The following is a 15,628-nucleotide window of genomic DNA, read 5'->3' as shown; positions in this document are numbered from 1 at the left end:
GCCCTGCCGCGCGCCTCACCTCCCACGGGTGACGCGGACCGGGCCGCCGGGCGGCTGGATGGAGAGGGACCGCACGAAGGGAGCGGACATGGTCAGGATCGGACCTGTACAACTGCTGACGGTCGAGTTCGGACCCGACGCGAAGTTCGAGGGAAGGATCATCGACGAGCTCGGGGCACTGGACCAGGGGGGCCACGTCCGGGTGCTGGACCTGCTCTTCGTGCAGAAGGAGACGGACGGCAGCCTCGTCACGCTGGACTACCAGGCGGAGGGCATGGGGCAGACGGTCGCCGCGCTGCTCGGCATCCCGCGCGATGTGCTGGAGGACGCGCGGGGAACCGTTCCGTCACTGACCGAGGGGAACGCCTTCGGTCTCGCCCTGGACGACATCAGGGCCATGGCACGGCAGCTGGACCCGGGGACCGCGGCCGGGTTCGTGCTGCTGGAACACACCTGGGCCCGGGAGCTGAGGGCGGCCGTCCGTGAGGCGGGCGGCGTGCCCGTCGCGGAGGGCTTCCTCACCGAGGAATCCCTGGGCCTGGTGGTCGCCGAGATCACCGAGGCCGTCGCCCGGCTCGACGAAGCCGCCGCGGAGAACACCCCCGAGGGCCGGGCATCCGGCCGGAACACCAGGAGGTCCTGATGACCGATCTCGTCGTACTGGGCTTCTCCGACAAGGAGAAGGCCGAATCCGTGCTGCGCCTCTCGAAGGACCTGTCCCAACAGGAACTTCTCGATCTGGAGGACGCCGCTCTCGCCTGGCGGACCCCGGACGGCAAGATCCACGTGCGCCAGTCCTTCAGCCCCACCGGACACGGAGCGGCCGGGGGCGCCCTGTGGGGCACGCTCTTCGGCATGCTGTTCCTGATGCCGGTGTTCGGTGCCGCGGTCGGCACGGCCACGGGTGCGCTCGCCGGGAAGCTCACGGACGTGGGGATCAACGACGCCTTCATCAAGGAGATCGCCGGCACCCTCGAACCGGGCAGGGCCGCCGTCTTCGCGCTCGTCCGGCGTTCCACCCCCGACCGGGTGCGCGATGCGCTGCGTCCCTTCGGGCCCACCGTGCTGCGCACGTCGCTGACGAAGGAGCGCGAGGAGGAGCTGATCGCCACCCTGCAGCAGTGAGCGACCACGCTCCGCCCGGGTGAAGTTCACCCGGGTGAGATTGCGGCCCGCACCGGTTCGCGGTTCCCCGGTGCGGGCCACACTCTCGTCTGGCGGACATCCACTGCGTTCCGGGAGCGAGGTATCGTCGATGGGCGAGCACACGGAACGACGACCTCCACCGAACGCACCCGGCGCGTCCGCGCCCACCCGTGGCCGCCCCCCTCCTGTGCAGCGCGTCCAGGAGCACCGCATGTCCCGTCCCGGCGTACCGCCGCTGCCGACGTGGCTGGTCCCGCGCCCCCGTCTGACGGACCGCCTCGCGGGCGGCGTGCTGGGGCCGTTGACCGTGGTCGTGGGCCCGGTGGGCGCCGGCAAGTCGGCCCTCGCCGTGGAGTGGGCGCACACCCGGCGGGCGCCGGGTCCGGTGGCCTGGGTCACCTGTGACGGCGCGGAGGAACGGCCCGACGTCTTCTGGCCGCGGGTGCTCGCGGCGTTGCGCGAAGCCGGTGTCGAACTGGAGTCCGCCTCACCGACGCTCTCGTCCCCGATCGCGGCCATGGATCCGCCGGGCCGCGGCGCCCTGGACGTCCCCGCTCCGGGCACCGGCGTCAACGGTGTCGCCGGGCCCGGTACGGCGGGACCCGGTGCGACCGGGTCCCGCGGCACGGCTTCCGGAACACATCCGTCCGGTTCCGTCGCCGGTGGAGTCCCCTCCGCGGGCGGCACACCGGCGGGCGGCCCGTACGACGACGACGCCGTGACCGGTGTCCCGCCGGAGCCGCCGGAGCCGATCGGCACGGCGCCGCGCGACGGCGTCCTCACCGGCATCCCCCTGCAGGACGCCCATCTGGCCGGCGCCGCCTGCGACGACCTGGCACCGCACGGTTTTCCCGCCATGGTGGCGCCGGCCGGCCCGCTGGCCGGACAGCCGCTGCTGGTGGCCGCTCTCGCGGCCGACCTCGCGGCACGGGACGAGCCCGTCGTCCTCGTGCTGGACGACTTCCAGCCGGAGAGCGGCTCGCCGGTCGCCGAGGGCGTGGTCCGCCTGATCAGACACGCGGCCCCCGCGCTGCGGCTGATCGTGGTCTCGCGCCGGGACCCTCCCCTGCACCTGCACCGGCACCGGCTGGCCGGCGACCTCACCGAACTGCGCACCGGGGACCTCGCCTTCGACGACCGGGAGACGGCGGCGCTGCTGGCCCAGCACGGTGTCGAGGTGCCCAGGGCGTCGGTGAACGCGCTGCGCGAGCGGACGGACGGCTGGGCCGCGGGTCTGCGGCTGGCCGCCATGTCGATGGAGGGGCATCCCCGTCCGGAGAAGCTCGTCGCGCAGTTCGCGGGCGAGGACGAGGCGATCGTCAGCTACCTCGTGGAGGAGGTCCTCGACGGCCAGCCCCCGGCGATGCGCCGCCTCCTGCTGACGACCAGTGTGCTGGACCATCTGAACGCCGAGCTGGCCACCCGGCTGGCGGGGCCGGAGGCCGGCCGGCACTTCGCGGCGCTCGTCGAGCAGAACTCCTTCCTCCAGCACGTCGGTCAGGGGTGGTACCGGTGCCACCGGATGTTCTGCGACGTGCTGCGGGTGCGGCTGCGGCACGAAGCGCCGGACCTCGTGCCCGATCTGCACGGGCGGGCGGCCGAGTGGCTGGGTGAGCACGGCCTCCTCGCCGAGGCCGTACGGCACGCCCTGGACGCGGGCGACCGGAGTCAGGCCGACCGTCTCGTCGTACGCCACCTGGCGATCGGGCAGGTCCTCGCCCTGGCCGCCTCGCGGCTGCCGGCGGAACTGCTGGCGCGTACCTCCGCCGATCTCACCAGGCGCTCCGGACGTCCTGCGGGCCCGGAGTCCGCGCTGGTCGCCGCGGCGGCGGCGCTGGCCCGTGGTGAGGGCCCCGCCTGCACGGAGAACCTGGTGCTCGCCGACCGGCTGATCGGTGAACTGCCCGTCGGCGGACCGCCCGGCGGCGGCGCCGACCGGATCGCCCGGTGCCGACTGTCGCACGCGGTGATCCGTACGACGAGGGACCGTCCCCGGCACCTCGCCGCGGCACGGGCCGCGGCGGCGGACGCCGAGCACCGCTTCACGCTGCTCCCGCGCGCTTCGCGGGAGGAGCGGCCCGAACTGGTGGCGCTGACCCTGTCGGTCCTCGGCCGCGCCGAGCTGCGGGACGGCGGGCTCAAGGCCGCCGAGGTGTCCCTGACCGCGGGGCTGAAGGCCGCCTGCGCCGCCGGGAACGGCGTCCTGCGCCGCGACTGCCTCGTCGAGCTTGCCCTTCTGGAGGTGCTGCGCGGGCGTTTCCGTGCCGCGGAGCAGTTCGCCGCGCACGCCCGGCGGCCGCCGCTGCCGGCCTCCGCGGTGCCCGATCCGTCCCTGGCCGCCCTGCACGTCGTACGCGCCTGGGTCGCCCTCACCCGCTTCGACGCGGCGCGTGTCCGCGGCGAACTCGCGCAGGCGAACACGGCGTTGCGGGCGGTGCCCGATCCCTTCGTCACAGGCGTCGGTTCACTGGTCGCCAGGCTGGTCACCGCGGTGGAGAGCGGCGCCCACCACGTCGAGGCACCGGACGGCCTGCTCGGTACGCCGGCGCAGGGCCGGCCGGCCGAGGAACTGCGGCAGACGGTGCGGCACGCGTGCGCCGCCTCGCTCGCCGAGGCCCGCGCCCATCCGCTCGCGGTACGGCGGACCGGCCTGTGCGCCACGCCGGAGCCGCCCCGTCAGGAGCGGCCCCCGGTGGAGCAGCTCAGCGCGCGGGAACGCGATGTGCTGCGCCACCTGGCGCAGATGATGACGACGGAGGAGATCGCCGAAGAGCTGTACGTGTCGGTCAACACGGTGAAGACCCACCTCAAGAGCGTCTACCGCAAGCTCTCCGTGACCCGGCGCTCGGCCGCGGTACGGCGCGCGCGCGAGCTCGAACTCCTCTGAACTCCTCTGAACGCCCCGGGACGTCGCGCAGGCCCGTCACAGGTACCGCAGGTGCCTCGCCCGGTCGACGGCCGCCGCGCGCGACGACACCCCGAGTTTGCGGTAGACGACCCGCACATGGCTCTTGACCGTGTTGTGCGACACGAAGAGGTCCGAGCCGATCTGCCGGAGCGGCACGTTCTCCTGGAGCCTGACGAGCACCGCGTGTTCGCGTTCCGTCAGGAGGGCTGCCGTTGACGCGGGGGCAGGGCGTCCGGCATCGGTTCGAACGGCGTCGTCGACCTCGGCGGCCTCGGCGGTTCCAGTGGCTTCGGCGGTTCCAGTGGCTTCGGCGGTCTCGGTGGGAGGTACGGCGGCCAGTGCCGCCGACGCCTCGTCCAGCAGCATGTGCGTACTGCGCGGGTCGGGTGACGCGACCGCGATCTCCATGAGCGCGTCGGCGACCCACACCAGACAGGCCGCCACCACCGAGTCCGTGTCCTCGCCGGCCCGGTCCAGAGCCCGCAACCGTCCCCGCAGCACGGACACCCGTCCGGGTTCCGTCCCTTGCGAGTGCGCTTGCCTCCTTCTGCATCCTGTGTTCGGCACGGCAGGCATATGACTCACCTCCTCGACAGAGTGCGGAGGGGGGTACACCACTACCGTCGGAGCTGGATCTTGGAACGGGAAGAGGGTTCTGGGTCATTTCATCCCGATGCCGGACGGTGTCTACGCCGGGCCGTGGGGTTCGGGAGCCGCATCGGGACCGCGGCCCTCGGGCAGTCGGCGCACTTCCACCAGTTCCAGTCCCAGTGCCTGGATGCGGTCCAGGATCCCGTACAGCGCCGCCTGGTCGAGCCGGGCGCCCTGCAGGACGGTCTCCGGCGGACTGACCGTGACCGTCAGTTCCGCGAAGGCGGACCGGAAGGCCTGGGACACCCTGCCCTTGATACGGATCTCGAAGTCGTCGCCCACCTGCCGCGCTTCGTCCCGCTCGGGTCCCGGGCGTTCCTCCGCCGTTCCCATGACGCACCACCTCCGCCGCCGCAGCCGGGGTCGTTCCGACCTTTCCAGGAACCGCGTCGTCCGCACCTCACACAGGGTGGGTGACGGAGGCGGCCGGCCTCGTGCGCACACACGCACCGAGACTCATCCACGGCGGGTGAGGCTCCGGCCCGCGTACCGGCGGGATGCTCCTTCCCCCGAGACGGAGGTACTCGACATGGCCGAGCAGACATCCACAGGACAGCCCCGGCGCGGCTCTTCCCCGCCGGAACCCCGGATCAAGCCGCTGATGGTCGGCGGGGTCGTCTTCGCCGTCTGCATGATGGCGATCGTGGGCGCGTACCAGGTGTTCGTCGGTATGGGCGCGCTGATGGAGGACAACTTCTACACGCGGTCGAACGACTATCCGTACGACCTCGACATCAATGTGTGGGGCTGGGTCCACCTGATCTCCGGGATCGTCGTCCTGGCCGCCGCCTTCACCGTGTTCAAGGGCCGGACGTGGGCGCGCGTCGTCGGTATCACGGTCGCCGCGCTGAGCGCGCTGGAGAACTTCCTCTTCACCCCGTACTACCCGGTCTGGTCGATCCTGATCATCGCGTTCGACGTGCTGATCATCTGGTCCCTGGCCACCTACGGCCAGGCCCAGGCCCACAAGGTCTACGGCGCGCCGCTGTAATCGCCACCGCGGCCCCGGTGCGCCGTGGCGCCCGTTCACCGGGCACGGCCCGGGGCCGTCGGCAGGGCCAGCCGCGCGATCCGGCGCCAGTCGAGCCGCGGCACCGCCCGGGGGGTCCCCGGGCGGTCGCGCGGCACCAGCACGGACAGCGCGCCCGGCCGCGCCTCGCAGCGCACGGGGACGCTCAGGAGCAGTGCCTCGCCGTCGACGCCGACGGGGATCCGCTCCCGGTCCGCGTCGACGATCACTTCCCGGGCGGTCACCCGGGTCAGACCGGTGGCCCGGCGCCCGCGCAGCAGGCCGGCGGCCTGGGCGGCGCCGCTCACCTTGACGCCGACGACCCCCAGCTCCCCGCCGTCCATGCGGGCCCGGCGCCCGAGACCCGCGATGTCACCCGTGCCGTACGGGTTGTTGCTCACCAGCAGTGCCTGCGACTCGCTCAGCGCCGTGTCGCCCGCCCGGGCGGCGAGGCGCGCACCCCGGTGCCCCACGAGCAGGCCGGGGAGGAGTTCCAGGGTCGTACGGGTCTTGCCGTCGCGGTAGGACGGGCTCTGCACCACCTCGGCGTAGGCCCCGAACGACACGTTGTTGACGAAGGGGTGCGAGCCCGCCCGGCCGAGGTCGACGCGGAGCAGCACCCCGTCGCGCAGGGCGTCCAGCGCCTTCGCCGGATCCGCGCGGTCCAGGCCGAGGTCGAGGGCGAAGTGGTTGTGGGTACCGGCGGGCACGACGAGGAACGGGAGGCCGAGCGACGCGGCGACGTCGGCGACCAGCGCCTGGGTGCCGTCCCCGCCCGCGACCCCGAGCAGATCGGCGCCCCGGGCCGCGGCCGCGCGCGCCAGTTCGGTCACGTCGGTCTCGCCGGGCCCTTCCAGGAGCAGCACCCGCGCGCCCAGTGCCTCGGCCTTCTCGCGCAGCCCGAACCGCCCCACCTTGCCGCCGCCCGAGCGCGGATTCATGATCAGCACGGGGTGCCGGACCCGCGGGGCGGGGTGTTCCGACGTCCGGGCCGGTCCGTCGGAGCGCAGGAGGGCATGCCGGCCCGCGGCCACCGCGACCAGCGACAGCGCCCCGGCCAGGACGACGACCCACGCCAGATGCGCCCTGGTGTACGCGACGACGATCCACACCGGGGCGGCGAGGGCCAGCACGCCGGCGAGCAGGCGCCACACGCTCCGGCGGGTGAGCACCCACCAGAGCGCCGCGGCCGTGACCGCCAGACCGATGAGTCCCACACCCAGCAGGGCGAAGGTCCGCAGTCCGGCGAACACGCCCAGCACCAGCATCGCCGCCGCGGCGGCCGTCAGCGACGCGCGCGCCGACCACCGCTGTCCCCTCGTAGTGGGTTCCATGGGGTCATGATCGTTCGCGGTCCGGCGCGGCGCATCACCCCCGGCAGGGGATCCGGTGGGCGATCCGGCGGCGTGCGCGGCGGGCGGCGGCACGGCGTCCCCGGTGCGCTCGGTGCGCTCGGTGCGCTCGGTGCGCTCGGTGCGCTCGGGCGGGGGCTCTGCCCGCGGCGGGGTGTCGGGCAGGCCGAGCCTGGTCCTGAGGAGGTCGTCGTGGGCCAGGACGTACCCGACGGCGATCCCGCCGGCGACGATCGCGAAGAAGCCGATGAGCCACGTCAGCACGGTGAAGACCGAGCCGAGCTGCCCGTACCGCGCCACGCTCAGACTCAGCGAACGCGGCAGCCAGATCCCGGACAGGGAGGAGAACACGACGACGCCGACGCCGGTGAGCAGCGCGCCCGGCAGCAGCGGCGGCCAGGCCACCCGGCCGCCCAGCAGCAGGTGCTGCGTCCACCACCACATCAGGACCGAGGCGGCGAGCTGCAGGGGAACTCCCAGCGCGGGACCGGCGCCGAACCCGTCGCGCAGCGTTCCCTGCAGCACCAGCACCGTGATCCAGACGAGGAGCCACACCGCCCAGCGCCACGCCACCGTGCGCAGCCCGGAGCGCGGCAGGTGCCAGGAGCGCTCGCACAGCCGTTGCAGGGCCCGGCTGAGGGCCGTCGCGGACAGCAGCGCCACGAGCACCCCGACCGCGCCCCAGGTATCCGTCGCCCCGCCGCCCCGGTAGACCTCGTCGACCTGGGTCAGGACGGGTCCCGAGGACCCCAGCTGGAGGCGCAGGGTCGCCACGAGTTCCCGGCGCACCACGGGCGGGGTGAAGGACGCGACCGCCAGGAGCAGCGGCAGCGCGGCAAGGAAGGCCTGCGCCGCGAGCCGGGTCGCCATGTCGAGGATGCTCACGCTCACGAGCTGCCGGCCGACGCGGCCCGTCAACGACCTGGCGAGCCGGGTGAATCCCATGCGCGTGCCTTCCTGCCCCCGGGGAACTGCCGGCATCCCACCCTGTTCGCACCGGGCCCTTCGCGCCTCGCCCGGGGCGGGTGACACCGGCCGCGGCACGGACCCGGCGGGCCGTGCGGACGGGCCATCGCCTACCGTGCCGGTGTACCGACGACGAGGAGACGGTGATGGGCACAGAGGCGCTGGTCATGGGGTTCGGCGGCAAGGATCCGCAGGTGGATCCGGCGGCGTTCGTGTCGCCCACGTCCGTGGTGATCGGCGAGGTCACTCTGGGCCGGGGCGCGAGTGTCTGGTACGGCGCGGTGCTGCGTGCCGACGCCGGGCCGATCGTCGTCGGCGCGGACAGCAACGTGCAGGACAACTGCACGCTCCATGTCGACCCGGGTTTTCCGGTCACCGTCGGGGAGCGGGTGTCCGTCGGGCACAACGCGGTGCTGCACGGGGCCACGGTCGAGGACGACTGCCTGATCGGGATGGGGGCGACCGTCCTCAACGGGGCGGTGATCGGGGCGGGGTCGCTCGTCGCCGCGCAGGCGCTCGTGCCGCAGGGGATGCGGGTCCCGCCCGGGTCGCTCGTCGCAGGTGTCCCCGCGAAGGTCAAGCGGGAGCTCACCCAGGAGGAGCGGGAGGGTGTCTCCCTGAACGGGGTGTTCTACGTGGAGCTGGCCGCGGCCCATCGGGCGGCGCACGAGGGGTAGCCGCGGAGGGTTGCTCGGCGGGTGCGGGTCCGTGGTGCGGGTGCGGGTCCGTGGTGGCTGATCGCGCAGTTCCCCGCACCCTTTACGGGGCTACGGGGCTACGGGGCTACGGGGCTACGGGGTCACCGGGTCCGGCGTGGCTCCCTCGGCCTCTTTTTCCGCTGTCATCCTCTTCGCCTTGCGCTTCATGATCAGCATGGAGGCCAGGCCGATGAGGACCGCGGCCACCAGGCCGAGCCAGGAGAAGCGCTTGAGCCAGGACTCGGCGACCACACCCACGTAGTAGATGACCGCGGTGGTGCCGCCCGCCCAGATGACGCCGCCGAGCACGTTGGCGATCAGGAACTTCCAGTACGGCATGCGCAGCACACCCGCGAGCGGGCCCGCGAAGATGCGCAACAGGGCGATGAAGCGGCCGAAGAAGACGGCCCACATGCCCCACTTCTCGAAGGACCGCTCGGCGGTGGCGACATGGCCCTCGCTGAAGTGCCGGGGGAACTTCGCGCCCAGCCAGGTCAGCAGCGGGCGTCCGCCCTTGCGGCCGATGGCGTACCCGATGGAGTCCCCGATGATCGCGCCGGCGGTCGCGCAGGCGCCGAGGACGACGGGGTTGATGTCACCGTGCTGGGAGGCGAGCAGCGCCGAGGAGACGAGGATGATCTCGCCCGGCAGCGGGATGCCCAGGCTCTCCAGGCCGATGACCAGGCCCACCAGCGCGTAGATGCTGACCGCAGGCACGGTCTCTAGCCACTCCTGGACGTGCAACGCCGGCTCCTCCCGAAATTCACCACGGACCGGGCCGGGCCCGGCGTGCGCTCGCTCGCGCGCACGCCGGGCAGCCTACCCGCTCACCCGGACGGCCCGGCGCCCCGTCGGCCCCTCACACGGCGACCGTCGTACGCAGCCGCAGGTCACGGGACGAGGCGCCGACCCACACGGTCCGCCGCCCGGTGCCGAGCACCCAGCCGTGCCGGCGCGGGTCCCAGGAGGAGAGGGTGCGTTCGTCGACGCGCACGGTGATCCTGCGCGATCGCCCCGCCGCGAGGGCGAGCCGCCGGTAGCCGCCCAGGACCCGGACGGCCCGCTCGACCCGCAGGTCGGGCGAGGGGCCCAGGTAGACCTGCGGGATGTCGATGCCGGGCCGGCGCCCGGTGTTGCGCACGGTGAAGGTCACGTCCAGGCCGTCCCCGGTCCGCTCCACCGTCAGGTCCTCGTGGACGAAGGAGGTGTACGAGAGCCCGTGCCCGAACGGGAACAGCGGCCGTACGCCCTGGGCGTCGTACCAGCGGTGGCCCGCGTGGATGCCTTCCGAGTACTCCTCGACGCCGTCGACGCCCGGGTAGCGCAGGGGTTCGCCGGCGACGGGGTGGCTGTCGTCGTCGGCCGGGAAGGTCTGGGTGAGCCGTCCGCCGGGGTCGCAGTCGCCGAACAGGACGGCGGCGGTGGCCGCCGCGCCCTCCTGGCCCGGGTAGTACATCTGCAGCACGGCGGCGGTGCGCTCCAGCCACGGCATCGAGGTGGAGGACGAGGTGTTGAGGACGACGGTCGTGCGCGGGTTCGCCGCCGTCACCGCCTCGATCAGCCGGTTCTGGTGGCCGGGCAGCGCGAGGGTCGTGCGGTCCTGGTTCTCGGTGGCGTCCTCGTAGGCGAAGAGGACGACGCTGTGCGCGGCGCTCGCGGCCCCGACCGCCTCGGCCACGTCCTGGGCGCGGGTCGCGCCGGTGACGCGCCGCAGCCGGAACGTCTGCCCCGCGGCGCCGCCCCGCGCGGTGATCTCGATGCGGTGCCCGCCCGCCGCCAGGTCCAGCGTCCTGCGGCGCACGTCGAGGCCGTCGGGTGCAGTCGGCACGAGTCCGCCGGCGAACCGTTCGGCGAGCCCGGCCGCCACCGGGAAGAGTTCGGTCCCGTCGAGGAGCACCCGGGGCCGCGTACCGGAGTAGTGGATGACGAAGGTCCACTCGTCGTCGTCCTCGACGGTGAGCGTGCCGTCGTACGTCCAGGTCCTGCCGGCGCCGACCCGCTGGGCCTCGGGGGTGATGCCCGCCGAGAGCGCGTTCTTCGGCAGGGGCTTGCCGTAGAGGTCCTCGCCGAGCGCGTACGACACCCGGGCGCCCTGTCCGGCGCGGGACCTGATGGCTTCCAGCGGGCTGTCGGCGTGGTCGGGGACGACGTGGGCGCTGCCGCCGCCGCTGACGAACGGCACGGCACCGGTGGGGCCGACGACGGCGATGCTGCGGGCGGCCTCGCCGGTCAGGGGGAGCGCGCCGTTCCGGTTGTGCAGGAGGGTCGCGCCCGCCTTGGCGACCTCCAGGGCGACGGCCGCGCCCGCCGCCGGGTCCCGCCGGGGCCGGGGCGGGGCGCTGCCGTCGAGCAGGCCGAAGTCGTCCATCGCGGTGAGGACACGGCGTACGGACCGGTCGACGTACTCCTCGGGGACGCCGCCGTCGTGCACCGCCGTCCTGAGCGCGGCCCCGAAGTACCTGCCGTTCGGCATCTCCATGTCGAGGCCCGCGGCGAGCGAGGCGACGGTGCTGTGGGCGGCGTACCAGTCGGTCATCACCCAGCCCTCGAAGCCCCAGCGGTCGCGCAGGATGCCGGTGAGGAGCTCCTTGTTCTCACAGGCGTAGGTGCCGTTGACCTTGTTGTAGGCGCCCATGGCCGCGCGGGCGCCGGCGCCGACGGCGGCCTCGAAGCCGCGCAGTTCGACCTCGTTGAGGGTCTGCTCGTCGACCCGGACGTCGATGCTCTCGCGGTCCTTCTCCTGGTTGTTCATCGCGAAGTGTTTGACGGTCGCGATGAGGCCCTCCTCCTGGATGCCCCTGATCTCCTCGGCGACGAGGTCGGCGCAGAGCAGCGGGTCCTCGCCGAAGGTCTCGAAGTTGCGGCCCGCGTAGGGGGTGCGGACCAGGTTGACCATCGGGGAGAGCAGCACGTCCTGGCCGAGGGCGCGGCCCTCGTGGCCGATGACCCGGCCGTAGCGGCGGGCGAGGTCCGGGTCGAAGGCGGAGGCGAGCAGGACGGGTGCGGGCAGGGCGGTGGCGCGCTGCCCGACGCGGACGCCGGCGGGGCCGTCGGCGAGGCGCAGGGGCGGGATGCCCAGCCGCGGTACACCGGGGACGTAGCCGGCCTGGCCGAGGGACTTCGGGTCGGTGGCGCCGTGCAGCAGGGAGATCTTCTCGTCCAGGGTGAGCCGGGTGAGCAGGCCCTCGACGCGGGGGCCCGCGGCCGGCCGGCGCACGGCCGCCCGGGCGGGCGCGGGGCCGGCGGCGGTGGCGGCGAGGGCGACGGCGGTCGCGCCGCCCAGCAGGCGCAGGACGGAGCGCCGGGACACGGTGTCGGACATGAGGTGTCACTCCTCGTTGGGTGCGGGCACGAGGAGGTGAACCGCGGGGCGCGCGGGCGGCCGTCCTGGTTCGCCCTCCGGCACGCACTATGCGACAGGGCGACCTGACAGACCGTGAGGCACCACTGACACGGCGTCACATTCGACCCCACCGGAAGAGCGGGCCCCGCCGCCCGCCGGCGCCGCGGTCAGACCGACGGGCCCGTGAGGGACTGCTCCGTCCAGATGATCTTGCCGTCCTGGGTGTAGCGGGTTCCCCAGCGCTGGGTGCAGCGGGAGATCAGGAAGAGGCCGCGGCCGCCCTCGTCGGTCGTCTTCGGGTGACGCAGGTGCGGGGCGGTGGGGCTGGCGTCCCACACCTCGCAGACCAGGGTCCTGGACATGATCAGCCGCAGCGTGATCGGCCCGGTGGCGTGCCGGATCGCGTTGGTGACGAGCTCGCTGACGACGAGTTCGGTCGTGAAGGTCAGGTCGTCGAGACCCCACTCGCACAGCTGCCGCGAGGTCCGTTTGCGGACCTCGGCGACCGTGGCCGGGTCGGCGGGCAGCTCCCAGGACACCATGCGGTCCGCCGGCAGACGGCGGGCGCGGGCCAGCAGCAGCACCACGTCGTCCGGCGGGCGCACCGGGACCAGGGCGTCGACCGCGGCCAGGCAGCGGTCGTCGAGCCCGGCGGCCGGCTGCTCGAGCGCGCGGCGCAGCCGCTCCCGGTCGGCGGCGCCGTCCCGCAGGCCCGCGGGGCCCTCGGCGGCGAGCAGGCCGTCGGTGAACAGGGCGAGCACGCTGCCCTCGGCGAGCCGCAGTTCGAACGCCTCGAAGGGCGGACCGCCGATGCCCAGCCCGGGCCCCGGCGGCAGCCCGGGGAAGTCCACCGTGCCGTCCGGGGCGACCACGGCGGGCAGGGCGTGGCCGGCGGAGGCCATGGCGCACCGGCCGCCGACCGGGTCGTACACCGCGTAGAGGCAACTGGCGCCCCTGGCCCGTACGCCGTCGGCGCGCAGCGGGGTGCCGGGCCCGTCCTCGCTCGCGGACCGGTCGACCAGGTCGTCGAGGTGGGCCAGCACCTCCTCGGGCGGCAGGTCCAGGTCGGCGAGGGTCTGGACGGCGGCCCGCAGCCGGCCCATGGCGGCGGCGGCCTCGATGCCGTGCCCGACGACGTCGCCCACGACGAGCGCGACCCGGGCGCCCGACAGCGGGATGACGTCGAACCAGTCCCCGCCGAGGCCGGTCAGTTCGTCGGCGGGCCGGTAGCAGGCCGCGACCTCCATCGCGTCCTGCTCGGGGAGCCGGTGGGGCAGCAGGTGACGCTGCAGGACCAGCGCGGCGTCGCGTTCGCGGGTGTAGCGGCGGGCGTTGTCCAGGCACAGGGCGGCGCGCGCCACGAACTCCTCCGCCAGGGCCAGGTCGTCCCGGTCGAAGGGCTCCTTGCGGCCGCGGCGGAAGAACGTGGTGATGCCGAGCGTGGTGCCGCGTGCCCGCACGGGCACGATCATCGCGGTGTGCAGTCCGAGGTCCGGGAAGGCGGCGGCCCCGTCGCCGGGCGGGCCGGCGGTCCACCGCCCGGCCGGCGGGTCGAGGCGCTCCTCGATCCAGGACGCGCCGCTGGTGAGGACGGTGAGCGGGGGCGCGTCGGCGGGGTAGCGGACGACCTGGCCGACACCGGCGGGGGGTGCCGCCGTGTCGTCGGCCGACCGGTGGGCGGCCCGGCGCAGCGGCGCGGCGTCGGGCCCGTCCACCGGTCCGGGGACGAGTTCGCCGCCCTCCAGGACGGTCTCCAGCAGGTCGACGGTGACGAGGTCGGCGAGGCCCGGCACCGCGACGTCGGCCAGTTCCTGCGCGGTCCGGGTGACGTCCAGGGTGCGGCCGATGCGCTCGCCCGCCTGGTCCAGGAGGGTGAGGCGCTCACGGGCCCGGTGGCGGTCGGTGACGTCCACGACCGTGTAGTACACGCCGAGCGGTCTGCCCGCGTCGTCGTCGAGCCGGGTGAACGACATGGCGTGGGCGGTCTGCCGGTGGGGCGCCGAACGGATCGTGCCCACGTGCTCGTAGCCGGCGACGCTCTCGCCGGTCGCCAGGACCTGGCGCATCACCCCTTCCAGGGCTTCCGCGTCCAGGCCCGGCTGGATGTCCGCGAGCCGTTTGCCGATCCGCTCGCGCCCCGGCCCGCCGCCGAACCGTTCCAGCGCGGCGTTCGACCAGACGAACCGCAGGTCGACGTCGACCATGGCGATGCCGATCGGTGTGTGCGCGGCCATCCGCTCCAGCGCCCCGCGGCTCATGCGCCAGCCGGGGGTGCCCGCCGTGTCGGCGGCCAGGGCCACCCAGCGGGGCGGGCCGTCCGCCGCCTCCCCGGCCGGGAGGACCCGGACGGTGGCGACGACGGGATGCCCGTCCCGGTGGCGCACCGCCAGGAGCCCGCTCCAGCCGCCGTCCCGCGCGCACCGGGCCGTCAGGGCGGGCAGGCGCGCCGCGTCCTCGGGCAGCAGCAGGCCGGCCACCGGGCGGCCCACGACGTCGGCCCCGCGGTGGCCGAACAGCCGTTCGGCGTCGGCGGTCCAGCCGGTGACCGCCGCGTGGGCGTCCAGCAGCACCACCGCGGCGTCCGCCATGTCGGGCTGCCGCCGCGCCACACCGTTCTCCTCGCTCGTCGCCACCCGACCGTCTCCGTTCCCGGGAGTGGTCTCCCATGGGAGTGGTCTTCCCGTTCGACACGCTCGGTGCACCCGCGCCGCACGGACCAACCTACCGTCGCGCGGGGACCGCGAGCCCGGCGACCGCGCCCGATCAGGGCCGGACGAGCAGTTGGAAGTCGAAGGCGTAGCGGGAGGCGCGGTAGACGTGCGTGCCGTACTCCACGGCCCGGCCGGTGTCGTCGTAGGCCGTGCGCCGCATGGTGAGCAGCGCGGCTCCGGCGGGTTCGTCGAGCAGGGCGCCCTCGGCCGCGGTGGCGCTGCGGGCGCCCACGGTCTGGCGGGCGCTGTGCAGGGTGATCCCGGCGGCCCGCATCATCCGGTAGAGGCCGGTCGACTCGAGCTTCGCGGTGTCCGCGTCGAGGAGCGCGGCGGGCAGGTGGTTGCGCAGGTGCGCCATGGGCTCGCCGTGGGTGGAGCGCAGCCGTTCCAGCACGATGACGTCCCGGCCCTCGGGTATGCCGAGGGCCGCGGCGACCTCCGCGGAGGCGGACTCGACGTCGTTGCGCAGGACCCGGGTGGCGGGGCTCTGGCCGGCGGCGGCGAGGTCGTCGTACAGGCTGCTCAGTTCCAGCGGGCGCCGGACCTGGCTGTGCACCACCTGGGTGCCGATGCCCCGGCGGCGTACCAGCAGGCCCTTCTCGACCAGGGACTGGATCGCCTGGCGGACGGTCGGCCGGGACAGGCCGAGGCGGGCGGCGATGTCCACCTCGTTGCCCAGCAGGTCGCCCGGGGCGAGCGCCCCCTGCTCGATGGCGGACTCCAGCTGCTGGGCGAGCTGGTAGTAGAGCGGGATCGGACTGCCCCGGTCCAGGGCTACCTCCAGGCGCTCGAAAGCCCCGGCGCCGGCCGGGCGTGCGGTGCCGGTCTCTGCCACGAGAGCCCC

12 protein-coding genes are annotated in these 15,628 nt (G+C 74.2%); 5 read left to right on the top strand and 7 right to left on the bottom strand.

Annotation, left to right across the window (positions count from 1 at the left end; genetic code table 11):
* The first annotated feature begins 88 nt into the window (after positions 1 to 88).
* The 3 genes from QFZ75_RS33560 to QFZ75_RS33550 all read left to right on the top strand — a co-directional run bounded on the left by QFZ75_RS33560 (position 89) and on the right by QFZ75_RS33550 (position 4,033).
* A complete protein-coding gene (locus QFZ75_RS33560) occupies positions 89 to 643 on the top strand; it encodes a DUF1269 domain-containing protein (protein WP_307542955.1) in 555 nt (184 codons plus the stop codon).
* A complete protein-coding gene (locus QFZ75_RS33555) occupies positions 643 to 1,125 on the top strand; it encodes a DUF1269 domain-containing protein (RefSeq protein ID WP_307542953.1) in 483 nt (160 codons plus the stop codon). Before QFZ75_RS33560 ends, QFZ75_RS33555 begins: the two co-directional genes overlap by 1 nt.
* Positions 1,126 to 1,357: 232 nt before the next feature.
* Entirely contained in the window at positions 1,358 to 4,033 is a 2,676-nt protein-coding gene (locus QFZ75_RS33550) for a LuxR C-terminal-related transcriptional regulator (protein ID WP_307542951.1), read from the top strand.
* Between the two features lie 36 nt (positions 4,034 to 4,069).
* On the opposite strand, the gene QFZ75_RS33545 is transcribed toward QFZ75_RS33550, so the two are convergent.
* Complete coding sequence (locus QFZ75_RS33545; RefSeq protein WP_307542949.1) at positions 4,070 to 4,561, bottom strand: helix-turn-helix transcriptional regulator; 492 nt, start codon at positions 4,559 to 4,561, stop codon at positions 4,070 to 4,072.
* A 180-nt stretch (positions 4,562 to 4,741) separates the two neighbouring features.
* Positions 4,742 to 5,038 (bottom strand): hypothetical protein, encoded by a 297-nt coding sequence (locus QFZ75_RS33540; protein ID WP_307542947.1) that lies wholly within the window; start codon positions 5,036 to 5,038, stop codon positions 4,742 to 4,744.
* Between the two features lie 196 nt (positions 5,039 to 5,234).
* Between QFZ75_RS33540 and QFZ75_RS33535 the strand changes: the two genes are divergently transcribed.
* Positions 5,235 to 5,696 carry a hypothetical protein gene (locus QFZ75_RS33535; protein WP_307542945.1) on the top strand — a complete coding sequence of 154 codons (462 nt, stop codon included), beginning with the start codon at positions 5,235 to 5,237 and terminating at the stop codon, positions 5,694 to 5,696.
* Between the two features lie 35 nt (positions 5,697 to 5,731).
* Here QFZ75_RS33535 and QFZ75_RS33530 read toward each other — a convergent pair whose 3' ends face one another.
* On the bottom strand, positions 5,732 to 8,011 hold the full coding sequence (locus tag QFZ75_RS33530; protein WP_307542943.1) for a diacylglycerol kinase family protein: 2,280 nt from the start codon (positions 8,009 to 8,011) through the stop codon (positions 5,732 to 5,734).
* Positions 8,012 to 8,178: 167 nt separating this feature from the next.
* On the opposite strand from QFZ75_RS33530, the gene QFZ75_RS33525 reads away from it, so the two are divergent.
* Positions 8,179 to 8,709 (top strand): gamma carbonic anhydrase family protein, encoded by a 531-nt coding sequence (locus QFZ75_RS33525; protein WP_307542941.1) that lies wholly within the window; start codon positions 8,179 to 8,181, stop codon positions 8,707 to 8,709.
* Between the two features lie 114 nt (positions 8,710 to 8,823).
* Here QFZ75_RS33525 and QFZ75_RS33520 read toward each other — a convergent pair whose 3' ends face one another.
* The 4 genes from QFZ75_RS33520 to QFZ75_RS33505 all read right to left on the bottom strand — a co-directional run bounded on the left by QFZ75_RS33520 (position 8,824) and on the right by QFZ75_RS33505 (position 15,619).
* Positions 8,824 to 9,474 (bottom strand): DedA family protein, encoded by a 651-nt coding sequence (locus QFZ75_RS33520; RefSeq protein WP_307542939.1) that lies wholly within the window; start codon positions 9,472 to 9,474, stop codon positions 8,824 to 8,826.
* Between the two features lie 115 nt (positions 9,475 to 9,589).
* The gene (locus tag QFZ75_RS33515) at positions 9,590 to 12,052 is read right to left on the bottom strand and encodes a beta-glucosidase (protein WP_307542937.1); all 2,463 of its coding nucleotides are present in this window, start codon (positions 12,050 to 12,052) and stop codon (positions 9,590 to 9,592) included.
* 188 nt (positions 12,053 to 12,240) lie between these two features.
* Positions 12,241 to 14,706, bottom strand: a complete 2,466-nt coding sequence (locus QFZ75_RS33510) for a SpoIIE family protein phosphatase (RefSeq protein ID WP_307542936.1) — start codon at positions 14,704 to 14,706, stop codon at positions 12,241 to 12,243.
* A 130-nt stretch (positions 14,707 to 14,836) separates the two neighbouring features.
* On the bottom strand, positions 14,837 to 15,619 hold the full coding sequence (locus QFZ75_RS33505; protein ID WP_307542935.1) for a GntR family transcriptional regulator: 783 nt from the start codon (positions 15,617 to 15,619) through the stop codon (positions 14,837 to 14,839).
* Positions 15,620 to 15,628 lie beyond the last annotated feature (9 nt).

The sequence above is a fragment of the Streptomyces sp. V3I8 genome (assembly GCF_030817535.1).
In the GTDB taxonomy this organism is placed as follows: domain Bacteria; phylum Actinomycetota; class Actinomycetes; order Streptomycetales; family Streptomycetaceae; genus Streptomyces.
The sequence above is the reverse complement of the archived record's forward strand: the minus strand, read 5'-3'. Positions and strand labels throughout refer to the sequence as shown.

Bases quoted from the DNA above. Each gene is read 5' to 3' on its own strand.
- QFZ75_RS33560 (WP_307542955.1), top strand. From the start codon at position 89: ATGGTCAGGATCGGACCTGTACAACTGCTGACGGTCGAGTTCGGACCC.
- QFZ75_RS33555 (WP_307542953.1), top strand. From the start codon at position 643: ATGACCGATCTCGTCGTACTGGGCTTCTCCGACAAGGAGAAGGCCGAA.
- QFZ75_RS33550 (WP_307542951.1), top strand. From the start codon at position 1,358: ATGTCCCGTCCCGGCGTACCGCCGCTGCCGACGTGGCTGGTCCCGCGC.
- QFZ75_RS33540 (WP_307542947.1), bottom strand. From the start codon at position 5,038: ATGGGAACGGCGGAGGAACGCCCGGGACCCGAGCGGGACGAAGCGCGG.
- QFZ75_RS33535 (WP_307542945.1), top strand. From the start codon at position 5,235: ATGGCCGAGCAGACATCCACAGGACAGCCCCGGCGCGGCTCTTCCCCG.
- QFZ75_RS33530 (WP_307542943.1), bottom strand. From the start codon at position 8,011: ATGGGATTCACCCGGCTCGCCAGGTCGTTGACGGGCCGCGTCGGCCGG.
- QFZ75_RS33525 (WP_307542941.1), top strand. From the start codon at position 8,179: ATGGGCACAGAGGCGCTGGTCATGGGGTTCGGCGGCAAGGATCCGCAG.
- QFZ75_RS33515 (WP_307542937.1), bottom strand. From the start codon at position 12,052: ATGTCCGACACCGTGTCCCGGCGCTCCGTCCTGCGCCTGCTGGGCGGC.